Annotated in this window: 3 protein-coding genes; 2 read left to right on the forward strand and 1 reads right to left on the reverse strand. The window is 72.3% G+C overall.

Going from position 1 to position 4,021, the window contains the following annotated elements; genetic code table 11:
- Positions 1-403 precede the first annotated feature (403 nt).
- Complete coding sequence (locus ABZX90_RS43700; protein ID WP_355213715.1) at positions 404-1,717, reverse strand: PLP-dependent transferase; 1,314 nt, start codon at positions 1,715-1,717, stop codon at positions 404-406.
- On the opposite strand from ABZX90_RS43700, the gene ABZX90_RS43705 reads away from it, so the two are divergent.
- Both ABZX90_RS43705 and ABZX90_RS43710 read left to right on the forward strand, forming a co-directional pair.
- Entirely contained in the window at positions 1,679-2,185 is a 507-nt protein-coding gene (locus tag ABZX90_RS43705) for an Lrp/AsnC family transcriptional regulator (RefSeq protein WP_351126897.1), read from the forward strand. The genes ABZX90_RS43700 and ABZX90_RS43705 overlap by 39 nt on opposite strands.
- Before the next feature lie 62 nt (positions 2,186-2,247).
- Entirely contained in the window at positions 2,248-3,939 is a 1,692-nt protein-coding gene (locus tag ABZX90_RS43710; protein ID WP_355213716.1) for a DUF885 domain-containing protein, read from the forward strand.
- Positions 3,940-4,021: the final 82 nt, after the last annotated feature.

Raw genomic sequence — 4,021 nt, forward strand, 5'->3', positions numbered from 1 at the left:
TCGTCGGTTGCCGATGCTCCGCATCGACGCCCTCCTCCGCCTTGCAGTTGGACGCACCAGACCCCGCTCACGTGCGCTGATCAGGCGCCGCAGGTCTCCTCCGACTTGATCCGCCGGACAGGCCCTAGCCCCGAGAACGCGGGTCCGCGACCCGCCGCTCCACCTGCCCCGGCCCACCGGCCCGGGCCACCAGACCGGAGCCGGCCCGTCGGCCGCTCCGCCCGACGGGGAACGCCGGGCGGCGGTGGCCCGGCGGAGCGAAGTCCTCGGCGGGGGCGCGGTTCCCGTGGCTCGCCCCGCACGCCGGGAGCCGCGGGACCCGCAGGGCACCGCCGACACCCTCATCCCCGGCCTTCATCCCCCGCCCCTCCGCCTCCGCCCTCCGCCCTCCGCCCAAGGAGCCTCATCCCCCGTTCGTGTACCCCAGTGCTCCGTCCAGGTCGGACCACAGGTCGTCCACGTCCTCCAGGCCCACCGACAGGCGCAGCAGGCGGTCGCTGACGCCCGACTCGTGGCGGTCCTCGGTGGGGACTATGCGGTGGCTGATGGAGGCCGGGTGCTGGATGAGGCTGTCGACGCTGCCGAGGCTCACGGCGGGGGTGATCAGCCGGACTCCGGCGATGACGTCGTGGGGGTCGCCGTGGACCTCGAAGGCGATCATGGCGCCACCGATGCGCGGATAGTGGACGCGGGCGACGCGCGGATCGGCGGCGAGCCGGCGGACGAGTTCCGCGGCGTTCGAGGACGCGGCCCGGACCCGGACGGGCAGCGTCGACAGGCCGCGCAGCAGCAGATAGCCGGCCAGCGGATGCAGGACACCTCCCGTCGCGAACCGCACCTGGCGCAGCCGCCGGGCGAAGTCCTCGTCGCACGCGACGACTCCGGCCATCACGTCCCCGTGTCCGCCCAGGTACTTGGTGGCGCTGTGCAGGATCAGGCGCGCGCCGTGTTCGGCGGGGCGTTGCAGCACGGGCGTGGCGAAGGTGTTGTCTGCGAGGAGGGGGACGGAACCGCAGGAGTGCGCCACGGCCCGGAGGTCGAGCTCGGCGAGCGTCGGGTTGGCCGGGGACTCGACCATCACGAGGCCCGTGTCGGGGCGGAGCGCGTCGGCGATGCCCGCGGGGTCGACCCAGGTGACCTCGGTGCCGAGCAGTCCGGCCGTGAGGAGGTGGTCGCTGCAGCCGTAGAGGGGACGTACGGCGACGACGTGACGCAGCCCCATCGCGTTCCGTACGAGGAGGACGGCGCTCAGCGCGGCCATGCCGCTCGCGAAGGCGACCGCGCTCTCGGTGCCTTCGAGGCGCGCGAGGGCGGTCTCGAAGCGGGCGACGGTCGGATTGCCGAGGCGGGCGTAGACGGGCGGGCCCTCGGGCTCTGCGCCGTCGGCCGCGAAGGCGTCGATCCGGGCGGCCTCGCCGCGGCTGTCGTACGAGGGGTAGGTGGTGGACAGGTCGATCGGGGCGGCGTGCAGCCCCAGAGCGGCCAGATCCTCCCGGCCGGCGTGCACGGCTTCGGTGGCGAGGGCCCGGGGCCCGGGAGCGGCGAAGACCTGACCGATGCCGTTCAGGTCGTCCTGCGCGTCGTACGCGCCGCGGGTGTCGTACACAACGGAGTCCATGGGCGGCAGCCTGAACACCGGACGGGGTTCGGGCGCCACATCCCGTGCTACGTTCGCGCCATGGCCGATTCTGTCGTACTCGATCCGGTGGATCTTCATCTGTTGCGGCTGTTGCAGAACGACGCACGGACGACGTACCGCGATCTCGCGGCGCAGGTCGGGGTCGCGCCCTCGACCTGTCTGGACCGGGTGACCAGACTGCGGCGGGCAGGGGTGATTCTCGGCCATCAGCTGCGGCTGGACCCGGCGAAGCTGGGCCGGGGTCTCGAGGCGCTGCTGTTGGTGCAGGTCCGGCCGCACCGCCGGGAACTGGTCGGGCCCTTCGTGGACCGGATCAGGGTGCTTCCGGAGTCCCGTACCGTCTTCCATCTCACCGGCCCCGACGACTACCTCGTCCATGTCGCGGTCGCGGACATGGCGGATCTGCAGCGACTGGTGCTCGACGAGTTCACCTCGCAGCGCGAAGTGGCGCGGGTGGAGACGCGGTTGATATTCCAGCAGTGGGACTGCGGCCCCTTGCTGCCACCCGCCGCGCCGGGCACATCACCTCCGGCCAAATCCGGCTGATGCGGTGAAAAGCCCGGCTGACCGGGCTGACGCGGCGCCCGTCCCCGTATGAGGATGAGCGCATGTCGCAGACGAAGAACCCGTTGCCCCGCGAGGTCGCCGACGCGTACGTCGACGAGCTCATCGCCCTTGACCCGGTTCTCGGTACCTACCTCGGTGTGCGGGAGAGTCACAGCAGGCTCCCCGACACCTCGCCAGCCGGCCAGGAGGCTGTCGCCGAGCTGGCGCGGGTGACGCTCGCGCGGCTGGACGAGGCGGAGCGGCTGCCCGGCGCGGAACGTGACATCGAGCGCCGTTGTGCCCGGCTGCTGCGTGAGCGGCTCACCGCCGGCCTCGCGGTCCACGACGCGGGCGAGGGCCTGCGGTCGGTCGGCAACCTGCACACGGCGGCGCACAGTGTGCGGCAGGTCTTCACCCTGACGCCGACGGAGACCGACGAGGACTGGGCCGCGGTCGCCGAGCGGCTGCGCGCGGTGCCGGCCGCGCTCGCGGGCTACCGGGAATCCCTGGCGCTCGGACTGGACCGCAAGCTGTACGCGGGCCCGCGCCCGACCGCGACGTTCATCGAGCAGCTCACCGAGTGGTCGGACACGGACGGGCAGGGCCGTGGCTGGTTCGAGGAGTTCGTCGTGGCGGGCCCCGACTCCGTGCGCGCGGAGCTGGACGCGGCGGCGCGTGCCGCCACTGAGTCGCTGGTCGCCCTGCGGGACTGGATGCGCGAGGTGTACGAGCCCACGATCGAGGGCGCGCCGAACACGGTGGGCCACGAGCGGTACGCACGGCTGGCGCGCTACTTCAACGGTACGGATCTGGACCTCGACGAGGCCTACGCGTACGGCTGGGCCGAGTACCACCGTCTCCTCGCCGAGATGAGGACCGAGGCCGAGAAGATCCTGCCCGGCGCCGCGACTCCCTGGGTCGCGCTCGCGCACCTCGACGAGCACGGCCGGCACATCGAAGGCGTCGAGGAAGTCCGGACGTGGCTCCAGGAGCTGATGGACGAGGCGATCGCGGCCCTGGACGGCACGCATTTCGAACTCGCCGAGCCGGTACGGAAGGTGGAGTCCCGCATCGCCCCGCCCGGCGGCGCCGCGGCCCCCTACTACACCGCCCCCTCGCAGGACTTCTCCCGTCCGGGCCGTACCTGGCTGCCCACGATGGGGCAGACGCGTTTCCCCGTCTACGACCTCGTCTCGACCTGGTACCACGAGGGTGTCCCCGGCCATCACCTCCAGCTCGCGCAGTGGGTGTACGTCGTCGAGGACCTGTCCCGGTACCAGGCCACCGTCGGCCAGGTCAGCGCCAACTGCGAGGGCTGGGCGCTGTACGCGGAGCGGCTGATGGACGAGCTCGGTTTCCTCACGGACGCGGAGCAGCGGCTCGGTTACCTCGACGCGCAGATGATGCGGGCCGCCCGGGTCATCGTCGACATCGGCATGCACCTGGAGCTGGAGATTCCGGCCGACGCGCCGTTCCACCCGGGCGAGCGCTGGACACCGGAGCTGGCGCAGGAGTTCTTCGGCGCGCACAGCAGCCGCCCGGCCGACTTCGTGGAGAGCGAGCTGACCCGCTATCTCACGATGCCCGGCCAGGCCATCGGCTACAAGCTGGGTGAGCGTGCCTGGCTGCTGGGCCGCGAGAACGCGAAGAAGCGCCACGGTGACGCCTTCGACGCCAAGGCCTGGCACATGGCCGCCCTGTCCCAGGGCTCGCTGGGCCTGGACGACCTGGTGGACGAGCTGTCCCGGCTCTGACGGCCCCGCGCGGCGGCCGGCTCCGGCGCGGGAGCGCCGCCGTGGCGGCTAGCTCGAATGTCTTCCCATTGGCCGGACGTGA

Origin of the sequence: Streptomyces sp. NPDC002935 (assembly GCF_040611295.1) — a bacterium.
In the GTDB taxonomy this organism is placed as follows: domain Bacteria; phylum Actinomycetota; class Actinomycetes; order Streptomycetales; family Streptomycetaceae; genus Streptomyces.

Excerpts from the sequence above, each read along its gene's own strand:
- ABZX90_RS43705 (WP_351126897.1), top strand. The coding sequence starts at position 1,679 with ATGGCCGATTCTGTCGTACTCGATCCGGTGGATCTTCATCTGTTGCGG.
- ABZX90_RS43700 (WP_355213715.1), bottom strand. The coding sequence starts at position 1,717 with ATGAAGATCCACCGGATCGAGTACGACAGAATCGGCCATGGCGCGAAC.
- ABZX90_RS43710 (WP_355213716.1), top strand. The coding sequence starts at position 2,248 with ATGTCGCAGACGAAGAACCCGTTGCCCCGCGAGGTCGCCGACGCGTAC.